The sequence below is a fragment of the Acinetobacter sp. FY683 genome (assembly GCF_059515885.1).
Window position 1 is genome coordinate 1 of sequence record NZ_JCAKNA010000031.1, and the last position, 25,350, is coordinate 25,350.

Here is a 25,350-nt window from a genome sequence, read left to right on the forward strand (position 1 = left end):
CTGGCCATGATTGCAGAAATGGAAAATCTAGTTGCAGTCGATGAACCAGAACAAGCGGAAAATCTAGTTGCAGCAGATGAATCAGATCCTCTGGCCATGATTGCAGAAATGGAAAATCTGGTTGCAGCAGATGAATCAGATCCTCTGGCCATGATTGCAGAAATGGAAAATCTGGTTGCAGTCGATGAACCAGAACAAGCGGAAAATCTAGTTGCAGCAGATGAATCAGATCCTCTGGCCATGATTGCAGAAATGGAAAATCTGGTTGCAGTCGATGAACCAGAACAAGTGGAAAATCTAGTTGCAGTCGATGAAGGTCAAAACGGATCTATAGAAAATTCAGATATTGATGACGTTTATCAGGCGTTTTCAGACCAAGTTAATTCTAAATAAGGAAACTATCATGAAAAAAATCTCTCTTACATTTATCAGCCTTGCCCTATCTTTTTCAGTTGTGGGCTGTACTTCAAATAAAGCCGTGACCAGTCCTAATGGCTTTTCATCTAAAGCGGTTAATCAGCCTGACACTGTAAAAAACTATATGCAAAGCATAGCTGTATATCAGCAAAATAAAGATTTAAGCACTGAAACTGAAAGACAAATTGCACTTCTAACAGACAAATATATTCAAACCAAAATGATTATTGACGAAGCAGCACGTCGCCAAAATATTTCTAATCAATAAGGACTTGATCATGACTGAAGCAAACAAGGTCGATAAACCTAGTTTTAATAAAGAACAAACAGGCTATACCAAACTTGGCCAGACGTTAGAAACAAATCAAGCTGAAGTCAATTCGATTGAAAAAGCTGAAAATATAGATATTTCAAAAAGTACAAAAGGTATTAATCAAGATCCTGAAGAAACTAAGGTAACTGATACCAAAAAGCTAAAAGCTGATGACAGTAAAGAATCTAGTGAAGAAGGCATACCTAAAGCATTGCTCAATAAATATTATGTGGTAGATGACAAATATCACTTTAAAGGTAATCCTGAAAAAGTAGCTTTTGAAGATTCTGGAAAAGCTTTAAAAACCACAATTGATGATAAACATATTGCTGCTTCAATGGTGGAGGTAGCAAAAGCTAAAAAATGGGAAACAATACAGGTTAAAGGCTCTGAAGAATTTAAACGGAATGTATGGCTTGAAGCTTCAATGAAGGGCATGACAGTAAAGGGTTATGAACCTCGTGATATTGATCTAGCCTTGCTCAATGATATGAAAAAAGAACAAGGTAAAGAGGTAGTTCACAATACTATTGAAAAGGGTAATGAACGCCAGAAAGAGAAGCCTTTAAATGAGAAGGATAAAGTAGATCCTGCACAGGAACGGAAGGAAAAAATTAATAACCTGTCAGAACAGGAAAAAGCTTTACTGACAGTTTTTGATAAAAAAATGAAAGCTGACGGTTTCACAGAAAAGCAGCGCACAGCCAGTATAGACGTTGCGGTTGAACAGCTTAATCAGAAAAAAATGCACGTTGGAAAATTAGTAGATCATGGTGAAGCACCTTATAAGCATGATCCTAAAAATAACAGTAGCTACTACGCCACTATTGAAAATAGTAAAGGTGAAAAAAGTACAATCTGGGCGAAGGATCTGGAACGTACTTTGAAAGAACAAAATATCATTAAGAATGATGATATTGTCCTGACCTATAAAGGGTCTAACAAAGTCGAAGTGAATACTAAAGAAATTGATCCTAAAACTGGACTGCCAACAGGCGCAAGAGTTCAAACATTGGCAAATAAAGGGAAGTGGGAAGCTCAAAGCTTGAGTAAATTGAAAGAAACAACTGAAAAAGCTTTAACCAAAAATGATAAAACTAAGCTTCAGATTCAACATAATGCCGATATTCAAAATCAGAAATTTCATAAGCCAAAATTAACGGCTTATGATGCCAATGCTCCAAAACAGCAGCCAGTACAGCAGCCACAAGTTAAAACTCAAGAGAGAAATAAAAATAAAGATATATCTCGATAATCTAGGCCACGAAAACACCCATTACGGGTGTTTTTTTATATCCCGCTACTAGATCAAATGGGAGCAGTTTATTTTCTGCGGTCGCCATTTAAAAAGCACAGCTTTTTAAAGCTCACTTGAAAATCAACGGTAATCAGGGAAGGGAAAATTTAACTGATTGCGTCAGTTCGCAAAGTAGACACTTTGCTCTGATATATGTGCTATGGATCTGGATTAGATAGGTAATATAGATGCCTGGATAAACGCTGCAGCTTGCAGCTTTTATCCAAGCATCGGGATTAGACGTTTTAGAGATTATGGACCAGACAATATCATTGGCAGTCCATAATCTACTAAAACCAATAGAAGGTTAAACTTGGGATATTGCTTGTATTGTCCACCTGTGGACTATATAATCAAATTTAATCAAATTATGGACGGTATATAATGACAAATGCAGATTTTAAACTGCTAGTTGAATCATTGGGATTTTACAACCCTGAAGCGATACGCGATTATTTCAAAGCTATAGGCTTTAATGAATCTATTAACGTCCGACCAATCCAATATTGGTTAAATGGTAAGAGCGTAGCTCTCAATATGCCGATTCCAGACGATGTGGTTGAGCATTTTAAGCAGCTTGAACAAATGAAAATTGAGTTATCAGGCCAAGAGAAATTTAAGAAAAATTGCTTTCTCTACAAAGATAAATATCTAATGTGGGAAAAATTCCCTGAGCTAGAAGGGCTACCTAGTACGTACCTTAATCAACTCATGGTTCTGGTGAATATGCTACATGGTTATAGGGAAATGCAGTATTGCACAAGCTACTAGGAATCATAGAATGAAAAATCAGGATCTTTCTATTGTCGAGCTAATTAGTAAACGCAATAAAATTGTCTATACGGTTTGCGGATTATTGGTCTTACTGACAATCTTATCTTTTGCCAGATACTTTCTGAATTTTAGTATCCTTTACCTTTTAATTCTGCTTATTCCATTTTTTGTATTGATGTATTGGATGATAAGAGTTACCGAACATATAAAAGATGAGAAAAATTTAAAAGAATCTTCTTAATGAAGTGAGTAAATCGTACAACTCATGATCTAGTCTAAGATCTGTTAGTTAAATATCTAAGATGAATGGGAATAGAATCGCATATAATTCTGCATTCACAAATTTTTAGCATCGGTAGTAATTCATGGATACAGCTCTAATTCAAACGCTAAATGGAATTCTTAAGCAGTTTCCAAAATTCTGGAATGGTAAAAATCTCCAAAGATCTCTCGTGATTGATGCAATTCAAAAAAAAGAAGTGGATCTTGTAAAAGCTCTAATTAGTAACGATAAGATCAAATCCATTTATAGTACCGATGTAGATGGCATCCTAATTTTTGATTTCGATAAGCTAATTAGTCTTTTGAAATATAAAGAGTATTGGGCTGATAGTTTTACTAAGTATCGTAATAAAGTAGGCTTAACTAGTTCTGGTAAATATTTAGATTATAACTCCGATGTTATTTTAGATTTCCCTTTTAAAGATTGTATACTAGAAGGTGGTATGAGAAGGGAGGATCACGGAAAAGATGAGATTTATTATAATGAGATCATTGCCCGTGATGAAATTGATCGATTATTTTCTCCAAAAGTATTAACGAATTCTAAACGTTATACGAAAGATGGTATCGAAGAAAATATTAATAATTTTAATAATGATGATAATTTGATTATTAAAGGCAATAACTTAATTGCATTAACTACTATTATGAATAGATACAAAGGATTAGTTAAGTGTATTTATATAGATCCTCCATATAATACTAGAACTGATGCTAATACATTTGTATACAACAACAATTTTAATCATTCTACATGGTTAACCTTTATGAAAAACCGTCTCGAACAAGCAAAAGAATTACTTGCGGATGACGGTGTTATATTTATAGATATAGATCATTATGAATTATTTTATTTAGGGGTCTTAGCTGACGAAATTTTTGGTTATGAGAATAGGATAGGAGTTTTATCTGTTGTTCATAACTTAAAAGGTCGCTTTAATGAATTCTTTTCAACAGCTCATGAGAATAAAATAGTTTATGCAAAAGATGCATCAAAGGTTTGCATAAAGGAATTTACACATGATAATTCACATAATTATCCTCTTGAAGACGATATTAGTCGATATAAACTAATTAATTTGCAAAGAACTGGGGATGGTTCTAAAAGAGAGGATAGACCAAATCTTTATTATTCTATTTGGTTTAACCCTAATAATGGTGAAATTTCATTAGAAAATAAAGAAGGTTTTGTTGAAATATTACCGATAGATAATGAAGGAGTTGATCGTCGTTGGAGATGGGGTAGAGATAAAGTCGAAAACGAATGGAAAACTGAAATTGTTGTAAAAGAAAAAGATGGTGTATTTAAAATATATACTAAATTGAGAATTAAGGGAGAAAAACCAAAATCTATTTGGTTGAAGCCTGAATATTCAGGAACGACAGGCACTAATGAATTGAAAAAACTCTTAGGTGATAAAGTTTTTTCATATCCAAAATCTGTAGAGTTAGTAAAAGACTCTATTCAAATTGTTACTGAGCCTGACGACATAATTCTTGATTATCATGCAGGTAGTGGCACTACAGGACAAGCTGTCTTAGAGCTGAATCAGCAAGATAATGGTAATAGGAAATTCATTCTTATTGAACAAATGGATTATGTTCAATCTGTCACGGCTGAAAGAATTAACCAATTTATTAAAAGAGAAAATTTAGATTCTAACTTCGTATATACCGAGTTAATGGAGTTAAATTATCTTTTTATTCATAAAATTGAAAAAGCGGAAACAACAGAAGATTTGATTCAATTATTTGAACTGATGAAGACAGAAGCACATCTTAATTATGATATTGCATTAGATCAGGTATTAAATAATGAATATGAAATTGATGGAGTTGATCATTTTGTATCGTTTAGTGAGCTTGAATTAACTCAGCAAAAACAGCTTCTAATTGAAATTTTAGATAAAAATCAATTGTATGTGAATTTCTCAGAAATGGATGATCAACGATTTACTATTTCAGAAAGTGATAAAGCCTTCACAAATAGCTTTTATCAAAAGGATTGATCATGGCTAGAAATACAAAAGAAATCAAACAAGATCTTTTATTTAATCAGTTCCAAAAAATTGATAAATTTGGGCTATTTCAAGGGAATTATCAAACACCTGAGTATTTAAAATCTAACTTGAAAGATGACTTACGTTCCTATCAAGAAGAAGCCTTACGTTATCTACATTATGCACAAAGCAATAATGAAGCAGATATACGTTTCAAGCATTTGTTGTTTAATATGGCAACTGGATCAGGTAAAACGATGGTCATGGCCAGTGCAATTCTTTATTTGTTTAAGGAATATGGCTACCAAAATTACATTTTCTTTGTACATACGGATGCAATTATCCAAAAAACTAAAGAAAACCTTTTAAATAAATTATCGTCTAAATATCTTTTTGCTCAATCTATTGAAATAGAAGGGGAACGTATAGTTATTGAAGCAGTCGATACATTCCCAAGACAGCCAAGTAAAAATACCATTTACTTAAAGCTATCAACGATTCATAAAATCCATGATGAGTTGAATAGCTATAAAGAGAACAGTATTACTTATGAGGATTTAGCTGAAATTCCACTTGTTTTATTAGGAGATGAAGCGCATCACTTTAATGCTGAAACAAAAGCTAAGGGGAAATCTAAGACTTCAACAGAGTATGAGGAATTAACTTGGGAACGTACTATTGAGCGTATCCTTGCCTTAAAAGACAAAAATCGTTTATTAGAATTTACTGCGACAATTAATTTAGAAAATAAGGAAATATACCAAAAGTACAAAGATAAAATCGTTTATCAGTACGACTTAAAGAAATTTATGACTGATGGTTTTTCTAAGAAAGTTATGCTTTTAGAAGCTAATCAGCATGATGATGAAAAAATGATTGATGCCGTTTTATTAAGCCAATATCGTAAGTTAGTGGCAATTAAACACGGTATTAAGGATTTTAAACCAATTATTCTATTTAAGTCGAATAAGATTGCAATTTCTAAGGCTAAGCAAGATCAATTTACCCAAATTATCAATGATTTAACCCCAGAAAAGGTTAAGCAGCATTTAGTGAATAAACAAACACAAATTACTTCATCAAGTAGTATTTGGAATAAAGTAATTTCTTATTATCTAAATCAAAATCTGATAACAATTGTGGAAAGTATACAAGATGATTTTAAAGAGCTTAATATTTTAAACGTGAACAAATCAGATATTCTAGAAGAATATCCCGTTTTATTAAATACTTTAGAAAATCCTGATAATCCAATACGATTAATATTTGCCGTTGCGAAGGTTAATGAAGGTTGGGATGTTTTAAACTTGTATGACATTGTTCGCATAAGTGAAAGTGCATCATCAACTAAATCAGGAACTGATAGTGAAGCGCAGTTAATTGGGCGTGGAGCAAGGTACTATCCATTCATTTTGAACGATGAAAAAAGTTTTATTCGTCGTTTTGACTTAAGTACAAGTGAACTCAGTGTTTTAGAACAATTACATTATCATACGATCAATGAACCTGCTTATATTAGAACTTTGCATCAATCCTTAGAGCAAGCTGATATTGTTGTAGATACAGATGGGCAAGGTATCGTTGAACATGCCAAGCTCAAGCCTGCTTTTAAAGATTCTCACTTTTATAAACATGGACAATTATTTTTTAATGAAGTTGAAGAAATTACAGGACAAGAACGTTCGTGGACTTCATATTCATTAGAAAAACAGTATGAGATTTCTTATAAAACTGCTAATGAAGTTGGACTCGATAATCTAACTGGCAATCAAAACACTGTATTACATACGCAGACTTTACAGCTAGATCAGCGTTATTGGTTTAAAGCTTTACAGAAAATTAGGTTCTTTGAATTTAGTAATCTAAAACACTATTTCCCTGATTTAAGTAGTCTTGATGAGTTTTTATCTGATTCTCAATACTTAGGTGGATTAACAATTAATGTGAACTTACCTAGTAAGCTCAATCTAAGTGATCTTCCTCCTCGGGAGAAATTACAACTTCTGGAAACAGTTTTGACAAGGATTTCTGAGAACATTCGTCGTAACTATCAGAAATACAGAGGCACATACCGTTTTATTAGTAAACCGTTAAAAGATGTAATTACTGATTATACTGTTCATGTTGATCCAAATATGATGATCAATCAAAGAATCACATCAGAGAGTACCATTGGGAAAAAATGGTATGTCTATGATCAGGCTATCCTGAATCAGTTAGAACATAAGCTTATTAAGCTGCTAGAACAGTTTATGCAGAAACTGAATACTAAATATGATGATATTTACATTATTCGTAATGATGAGAAAACTACACGCTTTAAATTAACCGAATTTAATGGTGTCCGAGGTTTTATGCCTGATTTCATTATGTTGATGAAGGATAAGGCCAATGATGATATTTATTATCAGGTCTTTTTAGAACCAAAAGGCGATGATCGTTTGATACAAGATGCATGGAAAGAAAACATGCTAGAAAAAATAAATGATCCCAACCTTATTATGGTTGAAAGTGATGAAAATGTACGTTTAGTAGGCGTTAAATTCTTTGCTGAAAGTAAACGACATGAATTCATTAAAGACTTATCAGACAAGTTATATGACAGTCAGCAGTTAGAAGCGCAGTCATTATTAATTTAGGTTTTCCAATATGAATTAACAAACAGTAAAAAATCCGATTTCTTGAAATCGGATTTTTTTATCTATAACAATTTACGTATTGCATGAATGACAAATTAAAAAAGTAACTAAATATTCTGTATCTATAGAGTATAGTCTAACGGAACAGAATAAAACCTTAAAAACCATATTAAAAATCGTATCTATAGACTTAATATTTATTTTCGATACAATATGTACTTATATGTCTAAATCCTAACGGTACGATAATGCCTAATCAAGTGGGTTATATTCGGGTCAGTTCAACTGAACAAAATACTGAACGTCAATTGGACGGTATGCACTTAGATAAAACCTTTACAGAAAAGGCAAGCGGTGGTAGCCGTGAACGTCCACAATTGAATGCAATGCTCGAATATTTGCGTGAAGGTGACACGGTGCATGTTCACAGTATTGATCGCTTGGCACGTAATACGAATGATCTGAACGGCATTGTGAACAGTCTAAATGATCGTGGCATAACCATCATTTTTCATAAAGAAAATTTGACCTTCAGCCATGATGTAGCACAATCGGCAATAAATAAACTCATGTTTCAGATGCTTGCTGCATTTGCAGAGTTTGAACGCTCCATGATCCGTGAGCGTCAAAAGGAAGGAATTGCAAAAGCCAAAGCGAAGGGCTTATATAAGGGAAGAAAGCGGAAGGTTGACTATGTTGAAATACGAAAAGCAATGGCTGAAGAAAATTCGACATTTAGAGGTGTTGCAGAAAAGTTTAAAGTAGGGATAGCAACAGTACAAAGAGCTTTAAAAGAAGAAACTAATCAATAAGGTAGATTAATGAAGACGCTTAGGTATACAAATTTAGAAAAGATCATGACCATTTATACTGAAATTTCTACTTATATTACATTTCATAATGCGACTGGTTTAACAGATATAAATAAATCAATGGAAGATTTTTTTATATTTGCACTTAATAAAGTTCTTAATACAAAATTAATAAATGCTAATAAAGATGAATTAAATTACCCTGCAATTGACTTATATGATTTAGAAAAAAAAATAGCTGTTCAAGTTACTTCTGTTGATGATATGCAAAAAAAGAATGAAACCTTAGAAAAGTTCTATAAAAATAATCTCAATTTAAAATTTAATAAATTATATATTTTTTTTCTTAAAACAAAATCAATCATGAGTTTGCCTAAATTTGAAAACGGGCAAGATGAAAATCTTATTTCGCTTATGAACTTAACATCATTATATAAGGCTATAAGTTCCTTAGATGATGAATCTATTCAGCAAGTTGCTGATTATACTGATAAAAACTATATTTCTACTAAAAATCCTCCTACTATTTTCATCAATCCAAAAGAGATTAATATTACAGAAGAAGATATTAAAGGTTTAATTCACGGATCTGGCCAACTTATCGGTAGTGATGATATAGAGGATGATATAAGAAGGGCTGTTTTAACATATAATAATTTATTTAATATTATTAGTAAGCTTTCACAACATTCTAGGGATTTACTTATATATGTAATGAGTAATCCTATATTTGGTGAAAAAGAACTAGATTATAATATTCAATCTTATTATGTTTTAACTGATAAATTAGCAAATCATTTTCATAATTATAGAAGTTTTGCCAATGAATTAGCTGCAACAGAGATTGCTCGTTATGATTATGAGATCGTTAAATCTTTTTTTGGAGGTTATCCAGAGGCTTTAGCAGTTTTTTATAGAGGATTTCTTGAAGACGGAAATGCTTTAGCATTCTTATATGATTATTTGGGTTATGACTATGAAAAGTTAAGACAGGTGGTAGTTAACTTAGACTTTACTCTTTTAAAATAATTGATGAAGAAAAATTTTAGCCTTAATCACTTAAATGCCTTTTATCTTTAAAAGTTTGTATTTCATACACATTAAAGTTTAAACTTTGATTTTGTCACAAAATCAAAGGGGCTTTTATGAATGCGAATACAAAAGGTGGCTATAGGGAAGGTTCAGGAAGAAAGGCAATTTATAATGAACCAACTAAGACTATGCGTGTACCAGAATCGCGTATTGTAGAGATTAAAAATTTCTTAGCGGGCAATAAAAAGCCTACTTTCAATGATGTGGCTTCTATTACCTTAATTAATCCTACAACATTTAAACGTATTCCTTTGGCTTCTGAAAAAGTGGCTGCTGGTTTCCCCTCTCCCGCACAGGATTATATTGATAAAACTTTAGATATGAATGAACACCTTGTGAAAAATGAAGCTGCAACATTTGTTGTCAAAGTTGCTTCTCTTTCCATGCGTGACGCAGGCATTGAAATTGATGATGAGCTTCTAGTGGATCGTAGTCTTGAAGCTAAACACGAAGATATTGTTATTGCCTTAATTGACAATGAGTTCACCGTTAAACGGTTAATGGTTGAAGGTGATAAGTGTTGGCTTAAAGCTGAGAATCCAGAGTATGACGACATTCACCTTAATGATTGCCAAGAATTATTAATATGGGGTGTAGTGACCTTTGTCATTAAGCCATTTAGGAAACATAAATAATCTAATCCTATTGGTCTAATCTACATGGAAAATCAAAATAAGATCTTTGCTTTGGTAGACATTAATAACTGTTATGTAAGTTGTGAACGTGTCTTTAATCCAAGCCTGAATAATAAGCCAGTAATCGTATTATCTAATAATGACGGTTGTGCTGTGGCTCGTTCACAAGAAGCTAAAGACTTAGGCATAAAGATGGGTATACCTCTTTTTCAACTCAAGGATCTTGTAGAGCAGCACAACATCACAGTCCTTTCGAGTAATTATGCTCTATATGCAGAAATGTCCCGCAGATTTATAAAAGTCCTAGCTGAATTTGTTACACCTCAAGAACAAGAAATTTACTCAATTGATGAATGTTTTTTAGATCTAACTGCTTATGCTTCAAATTATGATTTAACTGTCTATGCTCATTTAATTCTGGATCGGCTCTCACGTTGGCTAGGTTTGCCGGCCTGTATCGGAATTGGAAGGACTAAAACAGAAGCAAAAATAGCGAATCATATCGCTAAAAAGAATGGTTATTTAAAAGGTGTATGTAACCTTGTTTCAATGGACTATTGTTCAATTGAGGGCTTATATCAATCTATAGAAGTTAGTGAAATATGGGGTGTTGGTAGAAAGCATACTAAAAAGCTGAATAGCCTAAGCATTAATAAAGTTTTAGATTTTGTTTGTGCATCACCCTTAATGATTAAAGATCAATTCTCTATAGTGATGCACAGAACATTATTAGAATTACAGGGAATTTCTTGTATTGAAATTGAGCAAAGTCCTAAAGCAAAAAAACAAATAATAGCAAGCCGTTCCTTTGGCCAGAAAGTTTATAGCTGTGAGGATCTTAAAGAAGCAATTACGCTTTATGTTCAGGATGCAGTAAGCCGCTTAAGAAATGAAAAACTTTTATGTGGCTGTATAATTGGTTTTGTTCAATCTAATCCATTTGATAGCTCTGAACCTCTTTACAATAAATCTATTTCGTTTGCTCTACCCGATCCATCTGACAGCAGCTTATTACTTACTAAAATTGCGACAACAATGATTGATCAGCTATATCAGAAGAATATTGGCTTTAAAAAATGTGGGGTTATCCTCACCTGTCTTGAGCCTAAAGCTACCCATATTTATGATCTTTTTACGGACATGACTAAAATAGAATCAAGTAACAAACTTATGGATTCACTGGATGAAATTCAAAATAAGTTTGGCAAAAAGAAAATAGGCTTGGGTGCAAGTATGTTGCCTAACAGAAATTGGAATATGTCACGAAATAAGTTAACCCCCAATTACTTCAAATGGGATCAACTTATGTATGTTAAATAATTAGTCATGACTAAGATAAATTTGCTGCATGTGGCTTACCACTGAAAAACAAGGATTAACAGGAAGTGAAATTAAAGTATGCAGCCTTTATAGCTCTTTTAATAATAGTGTCAGTTATAAGCTTTAAACAGGTCTATAACCCTTACTTTGATCAAGATAAAGAAGTAAAGACATTTAACTTTAAAGGGAAGAATTTAACGGCTCTCTATCTCTATAGGGAACATGATCAGGAAATAGGTTTTAAAGAAAATCCTTCATTAAAGCCATTAGTCTTTACATGGAAAAAGCCAATTTATACCTGTTTTAATATGGTCAATGTACCTTATGACTTAGAGATATTTTTCTTTAATGCAGATAAAAAAATTATTGGATCGGCTGTAATGGAAAAATTTTCACAGCAGCAATACTGCCCTAAAGAAAATATTTTATATGCGCTGGAAGTTTTAAAAGAGCATTAAAAATGCCATACCCAATGCTATATTAAACTATTGAAAGAACTTAAAAATTTACTTAAAAATTAGGGGTTAAAATGCTTTTAAAGATAAACCATCTTAGCAATTTTGGTATATTTCAAAATTTCGTGTGGGATGAAAAAGTAATTGATAAACAATCAAAAATTAAACAATTTAAAAGATTAAATGTCATTTATGCGCGAAATTACTCAGGTAAAACAACACTTTCTCGACTGATGCAATGTGTAGAGTTTAAACAAAACAATCCTTACTATAATGGGTGTAGCTATGAATTGAAATTTGAAAATAATCAAAGTTACCTTGCTCATACCATTCAGAATTGTTCTCGTAATGTAAGGGTGTACAACAAGGATTTTGTAGAAAATAACTTGGGTTGGGATAAAGACTCTAAGGGCAACATCAAAGCATTTAGCGTAATGGGACAGGAAAATATCGAAATTGCAAAAATTATAGAAAAAATAAAACTATATTTAGAGGAAGATATAAATAATCCTAAGACCTTTAGTTATTATATTACTCAAGCAAAATCAAAACTTATAGAAACAGAAGCAAAAGAAAAATCTGAGAAGAACAAACTAAAAGAAGAATGCGCCAAACATGCAAGAAAACTTAAAGAAAATCGAAGTATATATGGTGTTAAAGCCATGTATGAAAGGACTGATCTTGAAAGAGATTTAAGAGAAATTAAGCCTCATTATTATGTCCCCCTGTCTGATGAAATGATCCAAAAACTTGAATTACAGATACAAGATATTGAAAAGTCAGATATTGATGACATCAAATTAATCTTGATTAATATATCAACAATTTGGAAAGAATTTGAAGCGATCATGAAAGAGAAAGTGACTCCTAGTCAAATTATTCATGAGTTAGATCAGAATCAGGAATTATCGAATTGGGCATTTAATGGAGTTCAGTTGCATAAAATCAATAATCTAGATAACTGTTCATTTTGTGGTAGCGAAATTAGTGCTGATCGTTTATTAAAATTAGATAATTATTTCGATAAAAAAATTTTAGAGCTTGGTCAGAAAATTGATGATTTGATTAAACAGATCGAATCGAATAATAAAAAAATTACTAATTTTATTAACCACGAATTGCCGAATAGTGAATTGTTTTATAGAGATTTGCAGAAGGGATATATTGATAACAAGCAAAAATTAGAGCTTGAATTGGCTAAGCTATCCAATTTTAATCAGCAATTGATTGTTGAGTTAAATAAGAAAAAAAATAAATTACACACATCTATTAAAGTTGAAAATTTAAACATACCAATTGACCAATATAGTAATTTTATAACCGAAGCAGATGGGTATGTTCAGCTTCATAATGCTAGAAATCAAGACTTTATAAAAACCAAAGAGATCGCTCAAAAAAAATTAAAAGATGATAGTTTATTCAAATTCCTTCTATATATTGATTATGAGAATACTTCGGAATTAATTAAAAAATGTGTAGAAGAAAAAGAGAGAGCCAAACAGATTCAAAGCACTATTTTAGAAAATCATCAAAAATTTACAGAAGAGTTAGAGGTTCTTAAAACAAAACGTGTGTCTAAAGAATCAGGTCTTTCTCTGGTTAATGAATACTTGAATCGGTACTTTGCTGCTCATCACTTGGAACTAGTTGCCAAAGATAATAATACTTCTTTTAAAATCATAAGACATGGCATAGAAGCACAGTATTTAAGTGAGGGGGAGTGTAGCCTCATTTCATTTTGCTATTTTATGGCTACGCTGAAAGATGCTGATTTAAAAGAAACAATCGTTTGGATTGATGATCCAATTAGTAGTTTGGATAATAATAATATCTTCTTTATTTTTGGATTAATTGATTCAGAGCTGTGCAGGCCGAATGAACAAAATGAGGGGAAATATAAACAGTTATTTATTACTACACATAACTTAGAATTCTTTAAATATTTAAAGAGCATTAAACCTGTAACAAAGCGAAATGTTGAATACTTTATCATTGAACGTAATGCTACTGAAAGTCATATCAAGCTAATACCAGAACATATAAAAAAGTATTCTACAGAATACCATTACCTTTTTTCAAAAATTTATCAAATTCATAAAATTAGCGAATCTGAAATTAATGAAGATATATCCTATAATTTTGGTAATAATTTAAGAAAATTTTTGGAAGTTCACTTGGCGTTTAAGTATCCAAATAATAAAGATTACAATGATAACCTTCGATCATTTTTCTCAAATGGCCATAACTTTTCTATTATTAATCGTGTAACTAATGAAAGCTCACATCTTAAAGAACACTTAGAAAGAGGGTTAAGAGTATACGATACTAGTGAAATGAAGCAAATTGCAGACATCATAATTACAAAGCTAAAAGAAAACGATGAGTGTCAATTTAATGAGCTTTTATCAGGATTAATTTAGTTTTCAGGGATTTGAAATCGTTTATCTATTTCCTTTAGATTATTGGGTATCTAAATTTACCTCAGTAATGAGTAAAAATAAGGCACATTATTGTGCCTTATTTTATTAGCGGTCTTGCTCTTTCCCCTTGTTTTGTCCGTGTTGAGGATCGGGCTTATTAGTTTGAATCTGTGGCTGTGGCATTGGCTTTTTCATTTCTACCTGTTTCCTTAAATAGTCCACTAGATCAACTGCTAATTTTCTATCTTGTGGATCTGGTGACTGTGATAGAGCTTTAGTAATTTCCTTATAATGCGTCAATGCTTCTTTTTCTTGCTGTTTAGCTTTTTGGACACGTTCTGGACTGGCCTTATTTTTACCATATCGTTTAAACGGTTTGCCCTGCTCTTTCATTTGTTTAACTGACTGTTTTTCACCTCTATTTTTTTGTAGCCTAGCTAAACGCTTTGTTGCATTAGCTTCAATCCCTCTGGATCTTAATTTTTCAGCAAAACTTTCTCGCCATTCCTGAAGGTCTGCCTTCCTGATATTTAACCGATCCCCTTTTTCAGAAACAGCTTTAACAACAACATGCACATGTGGGTTTTCACTCGGATCTTTTGATGGGTCATTAGTGAAGGTATGCTGCACCAGCATATATTTATGGTCTTTAAAATGTTCCTCTGCAAATTCTTTTGCAGCATCATAAACGCCTTTTTCATCCGTACCTTTTGGCATAGATAGCACAATATTAAAAGCCTGCTTATATTTAGATTCTTCATCAGAAATAGGCGTACCTGACATTTGCCAATCTTCAGCAGTTTCTTCTATATCATCCTTGCCATTAACTTTATTTCCGTCCTGATCAATTCCCTCTAATTGTCCATTCCTTGTGATATATCCCATGTGGGCTTTCACCTTCCCCATAGAATTACCCCCGCCAGTAACCTTGACCATTACTTCAGGGGTCTTTTTACTGATTCTATTTAAAGTTGCTTTAACGCTATTTGGAGATGATTTAGGGGCTGATTTAGCTGAATGGCCAGAACCGTTTTTAGGCTTGGATAGATCATTTAAAAAAGTATCTAAACTTTGGGTATGATTAACACGTTTAACTTTTGAGCCGTTAAGTAGCTGCTCACCATGAGCAAGCAAAGTGCTTTGCACATCTCTGGTAGTCTTGCTGCTTCCGTTAGCCATTATTCCCACCTCTTTTTATTGCGCTCTAATAGAGAGAAAACATGCCTAACTTGAGCTTTTACTAACTGATGCACTCGCTCGACAAATTCTCTATCGTAAGATTCATGAATACCCTGATTCATATTCTTGGCCATTTGGTTTAAGTTCCTACCAATTGCCAAAAGCTGACTATTTGATTCGCCAAGTTTAAGAGCTTCTTCCTGGCTAAAGAATATTGAATCTTTTGTGACGTTAGCCGTTAAAACCGAAATGATATATTGATTCGGCTTCATGCCAACCTGTGCCGCTTTTTCATTAATAGCTTTCATTAGGCTTGGTTTAAGCCTGAGTTCCTTACGTGAAGTTTTTTCAAATACATCTAAAACATCATTCGCCTTTTCTATTTCAGATAACTTTTCATTGATCATTTTTTTGATCAAGTTGTCTGGATCTACTTCTTGATACTTGGCCAACTGATAGATTTTTTCGGCTAAATCTTTTTCTAGATTTAAGGAAAAATCTTGTCCTGAATATTCAGGATCATTCTCTTTTTGATAAGAAAGCTCTAATGCCTTTTTTAAAGGTTCACCTTTTTTTAAGCCTTGTTTCTTACATTTAGCTTCCCACCAATCAAAAATATTTTGATCAACTCGAACACCTATAACCTGACCATACGTTTTGATTTTTGTCATAACTAATTACCTGCATCGAAAGTTATATTTTCGATCACTGCTATTTTGTTAACAAAATATCATTTTTAACGGCTGTTGCCTATCCTGCCCTAGATTATATACCTTCTTTTTTCCCTCTTTTCTCCTTAGTCATGACTAAGGGTAATCAAGCTAGGTGGTCGGGATAACCCGCCCAAAAAAACCTTGCATAAGCAAGGTCTTTTTCCATTGATAGGTTTAGGCTTCTTGTAAATACTCGATTTCAAGGCTGCTGCAATCTACAGATACCTCTGTTCCATCTTCGTATTTGATCCATGCAAAACCCAAAGAAGTAGGCTTTTTATTTAGCATCAGGTTCGCTTGTCGGCCGTCATGAATAACAACTAAAAGCGGTTTTTTGATTTTGTCTGGATCTTCTTCTTTAGCTTCTGGCTGCTCTTTCTGATTCGATTGATCCATCAGTTTTTTAACTTCTGGTTCTTCTGGTTCTTCAGTCGCTTCAGCTTGATCATCCCCCTCAAAATTGAAAGATTCATTATCATCAATAATAGCGGTTTGCTCTTGGCTTTCTTGCGCCTGTGGTTCTTGATCTACTTCAGTCGCTTCAGCTTGCTTAGGTTCTTTTAACTTTTTAGATAAAGCCTGAACTCTAGATCTGATAATGTCCTGACCATTCTCTAAAGATTCATCCACCCAAGCGTTTACTTCTTCAGGGAAGGATTCCCAAAGTTTGCGTAAGTCATACAAAGTCTTTGGAGATTTAAAACCTGCATCATAAGCCTTAGATAAGCATTCTGGCATATCTACTAAAGCTAAGTGAGTAGAAATGAAAACAGGATCTTCATTTAACTTTTTAGCGATTACGTTTTTCTTCTCACCTTGCTTAATTTTCTTTTGGATGAAAAGTGCAAGCTCAATAGGTGAATGGTTAAGGCGTTCTTTATTCTCCATGACTTGATCATAATCATCATGATCATTATCAACAAAAGCAGGGATAGTTTCCTTGCCAGCCATCACTGAAGCTCTAAAACGTCTAGCTCCATAATTGATGATCCACTTGCCTTGTTCTGTTGGGTGGGGTTTAACACTAATTGGTGTTTTAACTCCACGAGCCTTGATTGATTCGACCATTTTTTGCATCTGATCTTCTGGAAACTCAACACGCGGCTGATCTGGATCTTCAAGAATATCTGTAAGTGGAATCTGTTTAGGTGTTCCGTCTGCTACTGGTGCAGAATTACCTAGATCAATACCTTCCAAAGCTGATAAATCTAACATTCCTTAAATCTCCATAAACTTGTTAATGCTTTCAAAAACTGTTTTTAATTCAGCCCATGCGGTAAAACCGCTAGTTTTACCCAATTTATTTGTAGGTATGCCTTGCGCTTGCGCTTCAGCGATTGCAGTCGTTTTTTTAACGAAGGCATAGCTACCGTCTGAGTTTTTGATCAGGTACTTTGAAAAATGCTGAACAATAGCTTTTAGGTTGTCTTTCTGAAATGGAGTTGGTTCAACAATATTCGGAAGGATGCCGATTAATTTTAAATTTGGGTTTAGCTTTTGATTAATCGCTTGGATCTGCTTGAGTAATCCACCGATGCCGTCAATAGCTTCCTGATTCAATTGAATTGGACTTAAAACATAGTCACTAACAATTAATGAAGCTACTTGGCGAATGTCGGGATTTGGATTGGTATCAATCAGGCAAACATCAAATAAAGAATCAACTGATTTTAAAAACTTCTGGTAATTGGTGGCAAAGTTGTTATGCAAAGTGCCATTTTTTTCAATAGCTGTTAATTCTGGTGTTGCTTGTACCAAAGTAAAGGCTTCAGGATTTGAAATAGTTTGATCTTCTTTGGTCAGCATGTCGAATGCAGATACATTAGCTACAGTCACAGCCCCGCCAGTAATCAATGCTTTTGTAGTGTTCTTCTGGTGGTCTAGATCAATTACTAATACACGCAAGCCCAAAGAGTTTAAATAGTGTGCATACTGGCAAATGATTGCAGATTTACCCACACCGCCCTTTTGATTTGAAGCAACAACTTTTTTCATATTTCACCTAGTTTAATGGCTTATTAAGGGTCGCCCTATTGCGTCCTTATGCTGTATATTCTAACGTCCACCTGTGGACATTGCAAGCATTTTCTTAGTCATGACTAAGTTTTTTATCATAAAAAAATCCTCCCATAAAGGGAGGACGTAAATTAAAAATCTTCAGGATAACCGATTGTTATGACTGGCTCTCCTTGATCTCCACCATGAACGTGCAATTCTAAAATATGATTTCTCTTGCGACCTGCGCCTGTGATAATCACAGTAAAACGTACCGCACTAGGGCTTAGGTGTGTCTTATATGCTCGGCTCATCCATAAAATATCATGAATAACGCCCTCTAAGTCATTAAGCCATTTTTCATTTTTTACCGCCTTATCAACTACCGCCCAAAGCGCAGAAGTGAAACAGATAGGATGCTTATAATGTTCTTTTGCCAGTCCATCTAATTTAGGACTAAGAGAATTGATTGCAACTAAAAAACCATCTTCAATGGCTTGCTGACGTGTATAAACTGAAATGTATTGTTCCATGATTTTTACCTGTTTTATTTCAGGTCGCCCGATGCGTCCTGATAAAGTCATTATATCAGTCCACCTGTGGACATTCAAGCAAAAGCTTAGTCATGACTAATTTTTTATAGGGAAAATTGAGTAGAAAAATATCCGTTTTAATACCTGGCTAAACCGCTTTTCAGATGCTCTTATTTGCGATTCTTAGGCTGCTGACTGCCTTTTTTATATATGAAGCTAGGTTATCCTAGCACCGACCTGAACAGGCCAAAATGAGCGTATATAAAGCAGAACAGATAGACAATTTTTTATGTTTTTTAGGCAAGCTAAAAACCAAAAAAATCGCCACCAAAAAAAACCTCCCATTGTGGGAGGTCTAGCTTAAACGGCTAAGTTATAAGTAATTCTGTAATCTTCAAAATAACCGTTTTCATTATCTCCCCTTCTGATTCTTTCAATATGAGTAACATTGTGGGCTACTCGGCAACTAATCATGATTTTTTCAATTTCTTGAAATAGTGTTTTTTCATCAAAGATTGGAAACCAAATATTATTGTTAGATCCAGTTAAAACCTCATGACCGCAAAAATGAACCAGTTTACCTGTAGGATAGTTTGTAAAGATTGCAACTATTGAAGCTCGCATAATTAATTCCTGTTTTATTTCAGGTCGCCCGATGCGTCCTGATAAAAATCATTATATCAGTCCACCTGTGGACATTCAAGCAAAAACTTAGTCATGACTAAGAGAATTGATAAAAAAAGCCCCCTTTCGGGGACTTATTCATTAAGCGGTTAAAAGTTGTCTTTCTTCTGCCATTCTGGTTTTTTTAACTTTCTGGCTGCCGTGTAACTCTCGCATTTGATCTAAAGTCATTCGACCTCGACCATTTGATTTTTTACCAATGAAAACCCATTTACATTGCACTCGATTCCATACAAAACCCGCTTCTTTTAATTTGTCTTTGTGCTGCTTAGTATCACCAGAAACCCAAACCCAAACGCCAATAATTTCAATATCTAAACCATCCAGATTGATAATTGCATCAATAGCCTGTTTTACTTTTTTCTCAACTTCAGAGTGTTCTGAACGGCTTGACCAGAAACCACGCCCATTTTCGGAACTATCTTGATACTGATCTTTTGAAGCTTCATTAATAATGCGATTTAAAAGCTGTTCATATTCGCTGTTAATCTCCTGCATAACTTCGGTTTTACCGCCACGATCAGGATGATTTTTAAAAGCTAGTTTTTTGTACTGAAGTTTTAACTCGTCTAATGATGTAACTGATGAAAAATGTTTCATGTTTAAATACCTGTTTTATTTCAGGTCGCCCGATGCGTCCTGATAAAATCATTATATCAGTCCACCTGTGGACATTCAAGCAAAAACTTAGTCATGACTAATTTTTTTTAAATGATATAAATTCATAAAAAATAGCTATTTAAGTATTTTATCTGGTCTGCTTTTCTAATGCTTATATTTGCGTTTCTTAGGCTGCTGATAGCCTTTTTTTACCCTACGTCTAGCTACCCCACATTAAACACACAAACGCCCTAAAACGAGCTTAAAACACACAAGATGAACAACCTTTTTCCCTTAGTCATGACTAAGAATGTATAAAAAAATCCCCTTTCGGGGATCTCTTTTAAATTGGACAAGAATTAAAAATTTTATGGAATGGATCATTCCTATAAGCTGTCACTCTATACGCTTTAAGGCGTTTTTTAGTATATGGCTCAAAGGTCACTAAAAAGTGTGAGAATAGCCCACCTCCCAACTGTTCGGGCAGCATGAACATTTCAAAGTTAAAACCTCCATACGTGCGGGCAGGGGGAAGGATATTAAACTTTTCATCATATTCAGTTAGTGAAATTTCAATCGGTTCTAAATAGTTATTCTCTTTCTGAAAGAAATCTTTTTCAGTCATAACTGAAGCAGCAGCAAAGCTTTCTCCATAACTGTTTTGTAATTCTAGTATTAATTGACCTACATTCTTTTTAGTAAGACAGCAAACATATTGATCATTAAGATTGTCTAAGTAACCAAAAAAATGGACTGATTCAACTTCAGATTTCTTTAATGTATAGACTAAAACTAAATCCTGATTCATAACTAAATACCTGTTTTATTTCAGGTCGCCCGATGCGTCCTGATAAAAATCATTATATCAGTCCACCTGTGGACATTCAAGAAATAACTTAGTCATGACTAAGAAATAAAATAATGTTTAGTTAAGATCCCTAGAGGTTATATCAGAGCAAAGTGTCTACTTTGCGAACTGACGCAATCAGTTAAATTTTCCCTTCCCTGATTACCGTTGCAAGGGGCAAGCGAAGCCGACAAAATCTGTGATTTTGTCGAGCTGACCGCAGCACCGCAACTGCTCCCATTTGATCTAAAACGGGATACCTAAAGCCAGCCCGCATGGGTGGCGACCAGATAGCATAGAAAACTAAAAAATGTAGGAGGTAAGTAAGGCAAAAACTAAATATTTAAAAACTAATCAGCTAGATTTATTGGCAAAATATTACAGGTTTGGCCAAATCCTGGGAAACATTAAGTTATTGTTTTTATTATATGGTTGTAAATTGAAATTCTAAAAAAATGGCAAAATATTCCACTTAGGCTAAACGTAAACTTTTAGTCATGACTAAGGTATCAATTAGCTAATTATTAAATTTTAATATTTGGATGCGAATAGAAAAGATACTTTTTATATAGATTAATAAGAATTTTTGAAGGTTTAAAATTGAACCACCATATTGTCTTAAATTAGCGAAGTCTGTTTAAGACAATATGGTGGGTATGCTTTTTAGATATTAATCCTGATCGTCCGTGTCCTGATCGTTCTTCTTATCATTATTGCTATTGGTGATAATCCCTCGTTTTGCCTGTAACCAGAAGTAATAATCCATATCTATCGGCTTATGAGCATTAAGCTTATCTAACTTTTCAGTTAATAGAGTTCTCATGATTACCTTAGAAGTATCCTCGTCTAGATTACCTAAGAAATATCCGTAATCATTTAAAAATTCTTTGCAATTTACTAAGGTGCTGATTTGTTTTGGAGATACCTTTACTGGTGGTTTGAAATGCTTAATACGATCAGGTGCTTTAAAGTGTGATCCATCATCACTAAATGGAATTGCAGCAGCCAGATAGCCCTTTTTCATTTTATCTATAAATTTGATGTGTCCTTGCTCTTTATATTCAGTTTTAAAGCTAAAAATAAACTTAATAGCAACTACTTCCTTTCCGTTTTTTACGTTCTCAAAACTGACATTAATATTGCTAAGTTCGTTAATTTCATCCTGAGCCACATTCAAAACACGGTTTTTAAAATTGGCCAACTCTTTATATTTATCCTCACATTCAAGCATCCATCTTAATTCTTCCAGATCAATAGTGACCTCTGATGTACGCCACATATAGCTCATTAAGATCCGATACAAACGAAGGGAATAGCTCGAATTAAATAAGATAATATGCTTCAGTTCATGGCTACTAAATGACTTAGTTTTTTCATCTACTTTCTTAACTAGATCATAGAAATACTCAAAAAATTCTTTTGCGAATCTAACCTTAATACATTTAGTTGCTTTGTCATAATGGCAATAAGTCATCATCGGAACTTTAGCAGGTTCGTCAGATTCCCCATCTTTAACCAACATAGTTGGGTTATCAAATTTTGTATAAATACGTTTTAAAGCAGTTTCAGCATTTCGCTGAATTTCACGTTTATCTGTTGCAGTAAGCACTTCCTTTCTAGCCATTGGGGAGGTCAATTCTCCAAAGTTTTCGCTGCTCACATAAATGAAGTCGTCATGAGTAATTGAGGTCTTATTTTTAAGCTCATTCTTTCTCACGATGATCATTGCACAGTACATAAGCTTCTCAAGATTGAGATCAATGCTATATCTGGCAGTAGGAAAATCATTGCGGGTCACAACTAAATCGGTCAATTTTGCCCTTGTATTAGATTGTGTATAGTCCTCTAAGCCTTGTGAGCCAATAATTTTCTGCATTTTTTTGTAAATCCGTTATTCCTTATGAAATCATTATAACCATACAAGTATATTTATCAAGTATAGTTATTAATTAAGTTTATAAGATATTGTTTTTAAAATATATATTTATTAAAAATCAGTAAAATTACTTTATAACCCTGTAGTAGTATAAATAAAATAAATGTTTTTCCTGTTTAAGTATTTTCTTTTATTTCAATTAGTTACGCTGCGACAAAACGTATGGCTATTTTTAACACAAAAACCAGTTAAAAAATATTCAATTTTGAATATTTATAACTATTATATAAATATCAATAACTTACGCTGCGACAAAACGTATAGTTATGATTTTAAGCCTATACAAATATCTTTTTGAGCACCAAAAAATAAAAATCGTTCTTAAATATAATTATTTATATAAAACAACAACTTATAAGATTGTTAAGAATCTAGTTAATTCCTGAAAAATATATATAATCGTATCCAGTACGCATAATCGCAGGTTTGCGACAAAACGTATAGTTATGCGGGGAAGTTGCGACAAAACGTATAGTTTTGAGATTGCAGCATGGATTAAGGCTAAAAAATACGCAAAAATATAATAAGTTAGAGCTAAACACCTAATTAATTACTGATTTTTAAGAAAAATTTAGCCATTTTTTGTATACTATTGATAAGTCTGTGGATTATTTGCGACAAAACGTATAGGTATGTGACAAAACGTATAGTTGTAGCGACAAAACGTATAGTTATAGCGACAAAACGTATAGTTGTAGCGACAAAACGTATAGTTATAGCGACAAAACGTATAGTTATAGGCTTGTAAACTTATGTTTTACAAAAAGAAATTAAGGCTCTTAAACTGTTCTAAACACTCCTAAACTCTATTTAAACTCTTTTTAAACCCGATTCTAGTTTTTTTTAAAAAGTTTTTAGAAATGTTTAGAAGATTATTAAAGTGATATTTACATGACAAAAAGGGAAGGGATCTAAAAAAATATGAGCTTTGATATATACAAACTTTTTACAAAAGTTTTAAATTATTCATTAAAGTTTTAAACTTTTTGATATATATTAAAAGCGTTTAAAAATAATTGATGTTTTTGTGTCTTTTACACACAGTTACACTTCAGTTACATTTTTAAATTAATTATATTTTGTAAGAATCCGCACTTCACTTTTAAAAAACTAGGGATCTTGCAGAAATGGCTTTAACGATGAATGACTTGAAAACAGTCGATGACTTCAACGCCAATAACTATGGTGTTGAAATTGGTATGAACGAGCAGTTCCAATATTTTGTGACTGTTAAAGTAAATGATGTTGATCACATCATTCATACTGCATCAGGAAAAATTCGATTCACACGGAATTTACCCTTCTTGATTCAAGAGATTTGTTCAATGTGCAGCAATGCCAAAACAATATCTCTAAACTTTGAAGGCAAGTTATTCGTACTGGAAAACTCATCTAAATAGAGTGACTACTTGTGTATAAAAAATTTATTTTAGGTTTAACTTTAGCTAGTGCATCTGCCTTAGTTGCAGCTAAAGATGAAAATTATGGCTGTCGTGCTTTTATGTGCTTTGCTGGCGGTCTTAATGTTTCTGAATGTCAGTCTACAATTAGTGACGTAAAAAAAGATCTGGCTAAAGGTAAAGGCTTTCCTCACTGTTCATTCGTCAGCAGTAATCAAGACGGATCTGTTGGAGGTGGAGAAGGACAACCTAAAATTTCATCTTATACACATAATAAAAGAGTTTATCTGTATGTAGATGACAAGTTAGTCACTACAGTTAAAAAGTCCTAAGTTTTTGCAAGAAAAAAGCCTGATTTAATCAGGCTTTTTTTTCTTGTAATTGTTTATAGAAAATTCTTAAAACTTCTTTGACTGCTACACTTTTTCCGTGTTTTTCCCCGCCATAAATATCTTTTAAATATTCTAAGGCTTCCAGTGCTTCAACATCTTCAGGAACATCCATATTGAAATAAACTGAAAGTGGAGTTTTGGTAGTAGGCTTTTTTCTATATCTTTTTCTGCGATCTAATACCTTTCCTTCTGTTCCTAGTTCTTCAGTCATAACTTATCCCATTTAATAAATGTCCACAGGTGGATATTAAGTCCTTTTTAAATAATTTACTACTTATATCGGGTCGCCATTTATGAGAAGTAGCATTGCAATAGTATGTTTTAACGTGGGGTTATAACCCTTTTAATAACCTCATATTATGTACTATGTACTATATAAATCCCGCTACTAGATCAAATGGGAGCAGTTTATTTTCTGCGGTCGCCATTTAAAAAGCACAGCTTTTTAAAGCTCACTTGAAAATCAACGGTAATCAGGGAAGGGAAAATTTAACTGATTGCGTCAGTTCGCAAAGTAGACACTTTGCTCTGATATATGTGCTATGGATCTGGATTAGATAGGTAATATAGATGCCTGGATAAACGCTGCAGCTTGCAGCTTTTATCCAAGCATCG

General features: G+C 33.2%; 23 protein-coding genes and 1 pseudogene. 14 read left to right on the top strand and 10 right to left on the bottom strand.

Annotated elements, in window-relative coordinates:
* The 12 genes and pseudogenes from AC5YDH_RS12790 to AC5YDH_RS12845 form a co-directional block, all read left to right on the top strand.
* A pseudogene (locus AC5YDH_RS12790) lies at positions 1-393 on the top strand (type IV secretory system conjugative DNA transfer family protein); the annotation flags it as partial.
* 10 nt (positions 394-403) lie between these two features.
* A complete protein-coding gene (locus AC5YDH_RS12795) occupies positions 404-685 on the top strand; it encodes a hypothetical protein (RefSeq protein ID WP_496120069.1) in 282 nt (93 codons plus the stop codon).
* Between the two features lie 10 nt (positions 686-695).
* Positions 696-1,985, top strand: coding sequence for an LPD7 domain-containing protein (locus AC5YDH_RS12800; protein WP_015060274.1), 1,290 nt, complete (start codon positions 696-698; stop codon positions 1,983-1,985).
* A 426-nt stretch (positions 1,986-2,411) separates the two neighbouring features.
* A complete protein-coding gene (locus tag AC5YDH_RS12805; RefSeq protein ID WP_005248689.1) occupies positions 2,412-2,798 on the top strand; it encodes a hypothetical protein in 387 nt (128 codons plus the stop codon).
* Positions 2,799-3,166: 368 nt separating this feature from the next.
* Positions 3,167-5,092 (top strand): DNA methyltransferase, encoded by a 1,926-nt coding sequence (locus AC5YDH_RS12810; RefSeq protein ID WP_411687804.1) that lies wholly within the window; start codon positions 3,167-3,169, stop codon positions 5,090-5,092.
* A 2-nt stretch (positions 5,093-5,094) separates the two neighbouring features.
* Positions 5,095-7,722, top strand: a complete 2,628-nt coding sequence (locus AC5YDH_RS12815) for a DEAD/DEAH box helicase family protein (protein ID WP_496120072.1) — start codon at positions 5,095-5,097, stop codon at positions 7,720-7,722.
* A 248-nt stretch (positions 7,723-7,970) separates the two neighbouring features.
* A complete protein-coding gene (locus AC5YDH_RS12820; protein ID WP_496120074.1) occupies positions 7,971-8,534 on the top strand; it encodes a recombinase family protein in 564 nt (187 codons plus the stop codon).
* 45 nt (positions 8,535-8,579) lie between these two features.
* Positions 8,580-9,563 carry an SMEK domain-containing protein gene (locus AC5YDH_RS12825; RefSeq protein WP_496120076.1) on the top strand — a complete coding sequence of 328 codons (984 nt, stop codon included), beginning with the start codon at positions 8,580-8,582 and terminating at the stop codon, positions 9,561-9,563.
* A 116-nt stretch (positions 9,564-9,679) separates the two neighbouring features.
* Positions 9,680-10,261, top strand: coding sequence for a LexA family protein (locus tag AC5YDH_RS12830; protein WP_496120078.1), 582 nt, complete (start codon positions 9,680-9,682; stop codon positions 10,259-10,261).
* A gap of 24 nt (positions 10,262-10,285) precedes the next feature.
* Positions 10,286-11,581, top strand: a complete 1,296-nt coding sequence (locus tag AC5YDH_RS12835; protein WP_496120079.1) for a Y-family DNA polymerase — start codon at positions 10,286-10,288, stop codon at positions 11,579-11,581.
* A 65-nt stretch (positions 11,582-11,646) separates the two neighbouring features.
* Positions 11,647-12,039 carry a DUF192 domain-containing protein gene (locus AC5YDH_RS12840; RefSeq protein ID WP_496120080.1) on the top strand — a complete coding sequence of 131 codons (393 nt, stop codon included), beginning with the start codon at positions 11,647-11,649 and terminating at the stop codon, positions 12,037-12,039.
* 71 nt (positions 12,040-12,110) lie between these two features.
* Entirely contained in the window at positions 12,111-14,456 is a 2,346-nt protein-coding gene (locus AC5YDH_RS12845; RefSeq protein WP_496120082.1) for an AAA family ATPase, read from the top strand.
* A gap of 105 nt (positions 14,457-14,561) precedes the next feature.
* On the opposite strand, the gene AC5YDH_RS12850 is transcribed toward AC5YDH_RS12845, so the two are convergent.
* The 9 genes from AC5YDH_RS12850 to AC5YDH_RS12890 all read right to left on the bottom strand — a co-directional run bounded on the left by AC5YDH_RS12850 (position 14,562) and on the right by AC5YDH_RS12890 (position 22,883).
* Positions 14,562-15,635 carry a relaxase/mobilization nuclease domain-containing protein gene (locus AC5YDH_RS12850; protein WP_496120083.1) on the bottom strand — a complete coding sequence of 358 codons (1,074 nt, stop codon included), beginning with the start codon at positions 15,633-15,635 and terminating at the stop codon, positions 14,562-14,564.
* A complete protein-coding gene (locus AC5YDH_RS12855) occupies positions 15,635-16,306 on the bottom strand; it encodes a plasmid mobilization protein (protein WP_496120084.1) in 672 nt (223 codons plus the stop codon). Before AC5YDH_RS12855 ends, AC5YDH_RS12850 begins: the two co-directional genes overlap by 1 nt.
* A 216-nt stretch (positions 16,307-16,522) precedes the next feature.
* Positions 16,523-17,563, bottom strand: a complete 1,041-nt coding sequence (locus tag AC5YDH_RS12860) for a ParB/RepB/Spo0J family partition protein (protein ID WP_015060289.1) — start codon at positions 17,561-17,563, stop codon at positions 16,523-16,525.
* Between the two features lie 3 nt (positions 17,564-17,566).
* On the bottom strand, positions 17,567-18,343 hold the full coding sequence (locus AC5YDH_RS12865; protein WP_015060288.1) for a ParA family protein: 777 nt from the start codon (positions 18,341-18,343) through the stop codon (positions 17,567-17,569).
* Between the two features lie 152 nt (positions 18,344-18,495).
* Positions 18,496-18,876 carry a DUF6573 family protein gene (locus AC5YDH_RS12870; protein WP_111034406.1) on the bottom strand — a complete coding sequence of 127 codons (381 nt, stop codon included), beginning with the start codon at positions 18,874-18,876 and terminating at the stop codon, positions 18,496-18,498.
* A gap of 360 nt (positions 18,877-19,236) precedes the next feature.
* Positions 19,237-19,500 (bottom strand): hypothetical protein, encoded by a 264-nt coding sequence (locus AC5YDH_RS12875; RefSeq protein WP_034594172.1) that lies wholly within the window; start codon positions 19,498-19,500, stop codon positions 19,237-19,239.
* A gap of 141 nt (positions 19,501-19,641) precedes the next feature.
* Positions 19,642-20,160, bottom strand: coding sequence for a J domain-containing protein (locus tag AC5YDH_RS12880; protein WP_015060286.1), 519 nt, complete (start codon positions 20,158-20,160; stop codon positions 19,642-19,644).
* 343 nt (positions 20,161-20,503) lie between these two features.
* The gene (locus AC5YDH_RS12885; protein ID WP_015060285.1) at positions 20,504-20,968 is read right to left on the bottom strand and encodes a hypothetical protein; all 465 of its coding nucleotides are present in this window, start codon (positions 20,966-20,968) and stop codon (positions 20,504-20,506) included.
* A gap of 709 nt (positions 20,969-21,677) precedes the next feature.
* Positions 21,678-22,883: a replication initiation protein gene (locus tag AC5YDH_RS12890; RefSeq protein WP_496120086.1), complete on the bottom strand. Its 1,206-nt coding sequence runs from the start codon at positions 22,881-22,883 to the stop codon at positions 21,678-21,680.
* 1,187 nt (positions 22,884-24,070) lie between these two features.
* On the opposite strand from AC5YDH_RS12890, the gene AC5YDH_RS12895 reads away from it, so the two are divergent.
* Positions 24,071-24,343, top strand: coding sequence for a hypothetical protein (locus tag AC5YDH_RS12895; protein WP_026444499.1), 273 nt, complete (start codon positions 24,071-24,073; stop codon positions 24,341-24,343).
* A gap of 11 nt (positions 24,344-24,354) precedes the next feature.
* Positions 24,355-24,675 (top strand): hypothetical protein, encoded by a 321-nt coding sequence (locus AC5YDH_RS12900; protein ID WP_005248735.1) that lies wholly within the window; start codon positions 24,355-24,357, stop codon positions 24,673-24,675.
* Positions 24,676-24,703: 28 nt separating this feature from the next.
* On the opposite strand, the gene AC5YDH_RS12905 is transcribed toward AC5YDH_RS12900, so the two are convergent.
* On the bottom strand, positions 24,704-24,946 hold the full coding sequence (locus AC5YDH_RS12905) for a hypothetical protein (protein WP_496120088.1): 243 nt from the start codon (positions 24,944-24,946) through the stop codon (positions 24,704-24,706).
* Between the last annotated feature and the right edge of the window lie 404 nt (positions 24,947-25,350).

Bases quoted from the DNA above. Each gene is read 5' to 3' on its own strand.
- AC5YDH_RS12890 (WP_496120086.1), bottom strand. From the start codon at position 22,883: ATGCAGAAAATTATTGGCTCACAAGGCTTAGAGGACTATACACAATCT.
- AC5YDH_RS12825 (WP_496120076.1), top strand. From the start codon at position 8,580: ATGACCATTTATACTGAAATTTCTACTTATATTACATTTCATAATGCG.
- AC5YDH_RS12885 (WP_015060285.1), bottom strand. From the start codon at position 20,968: ATGAATCAGGATTTAGTTTTAGTCTATACATTAAAGAAATCTGAAGTT.
- AC5YDH_RS12895 (WP_026444499.1), top strand. From the start codon at position 24,071: ATGGCTTTAACGATGAATGACTTGAAAACAGTCGATGACTTCAACGCC.
- AC5YDH_RS12800 (WP_015060274.1), top strand. From the start codon at position 696: ATGACTGAAGCAAACAAGGTCGATAAACCTAGTTTTAATAAAGAACAA.
- AC5YDH_RS12905 (WP_496120088.1), bottom strand. From the start codon at position 24,946: ATGACTGAAGAACTAGGAACAGAAGGAAAGGTATTAGATCGCAGAAAA.
- AC5YDH_RS12860 (WP_015060289.1), bottom strand. From the start codon at position 17,563: ATGTTAGATTTATCAGCTTTGGAAGGTATTGATCTAGGTAATTCTGCA.
- AC5YDH_RS12880 (WP_015060286.1), bottom strand. From the start codon at position 20,160: ATGAAACATTTTTCATCAGTTACATCATTAGACGAGTTAAAACTTCAG.
- AC5YDH_RS12810 (WP_411687804.1), top strand. From the start codon at position 3,167: ATGGATACAGCTCTAATTCAAACGCTAAATGGAATTCTTAAGCAGTTT.
- AC5YDH_RS12805 (WP_005248689.1), top strand. From the start codon at position 2,412: ATGACAAATGCAGATTTTAAACTGCTAGTTGAATCATTGGGATTTTAC.
- AC5YDH_RS12830 (WP_496120078.1), top strand. From the start codon at position 9,680: ATGAATGCGAATACAAAAGGTGGCTATAGGGAAGGTTCAGGAAGAAAG.
- AC5YDH_RS12820 (WP_496120074.1), top strand. From the start codon at position 7,971: ATGCCTAATCAAGTGGGTTATATTCGGGTCAGTTCAACTGAACAAAAT.
- AC5YDH_RS12855 (WP_496120084.1), bottom strand. From the start codon at position 16,306: ATGACAAAAATCAAAACGTATGGTCAGGTTATAGGTGTTCGAGTTGAT.
- AC5YDH_RS12850 (WP_496120083.1), bottom strand. From the start codon at position 15,635: ATGGCTAACGGAAGCAGCAAGACTACCAGAGATGTGCAAAGCACTTTG.
- AC5YDH_RS12845 (WP_496120082.1), top strand. From the start codon at position 12,111: ATGCTTTTAAAGATAAACCATCTTAGCAATTTTGGTATATTTCAAAAT.
- AC5YDH_RS12865 (WP_015060288.1), bottom strand. From the start codon at position 18,343: ATGAAAAAAGTTGTTGCTTCAAATCAAAAGGGCGGTGTGGGTAAATCT.
- AC5YDH_RS12815 (WP_496120072.1), top strand. From the start codon at position 5,095: ATGGCTAGAAATACAAAAGAAATCAAACAAGATCTTTTATTTAATCAG.
- AC5YDH_RS12835 (WP_496120079.1), top strand. From the start codon at position 10,286: ATGGAAAATCAAAATAAGATCTTTGCTTTGGTAGACATTAATAACTGT.
- AC5YDH_RS12795 (WP_496120069.1), top strand. From the start codon at position 404: ATGAAAAAAATCTCTCTTACATTTATCAGCCTTGCCCTATCTTTTTCA.
- AC5YDH_RS12875 (WP_034594172.1), bottom strand. From the start codon at position 19,500: ATGCGAGCTTCAATAGTTGCAATCTTTACAAACTATCCTACAGGTAAA.
- AC5YDH_RS12870 (WP_111034406.1), bottom strand. From the start codon at position 18,876: ATGGAACAATACATTTCAGTTTATACACGTCAGCAAGCCATTGAAGAT.